Origin of the sequence: Shewanella sp. 10N.286.52.E4, from assembly GCF_041468785.1 — a bacterium.
In the GTDB taxonomy this organism is placed as follows: domain Bacteria; phylum Pseudomonadota; class Gammaproteobacteria; order Enterobacterales; family Shewanellaceae; genus Shewanella; species Shewanella electrodiphila.
The window spans coordinates 1-209 of the sequence record NZ_JBFRJJ010000075.1 but is presented as its reverse complement, the minus strand read 5'-3'; the positions used below and the strand labels follow the sequence as shown (position 1 = coordinate 209).

Here is a 209-nt window from a genome sequence, read left to right as displayed (position 1 = left end):
AGCTGCGGCAACGAATACGCTTGATGTTAGCCGTTGCTGGCACCGTGTTTTCGCCGCTCGAAAACACCACTAAAACTAAAGCTGTCCGACCTTGCCCCTGTTGCCAACAACCGATGATATTTATGGGTTGCTGGCAACGAAGGGATGAAAAAGCGCATGCGCGACTGACAAGCTTTCTTAGGAAAAACACAACGACACCTAACGCCACT

1 pseudogene is annotated in these 209 nt (G+C 50.2%); it reads left to right on the top strand.

The features are described from left to right. Positions 1-209, top strand: a pseudogene (locus AB4153_RS21285) (IS91 family transposase); the annotation flags it as partial.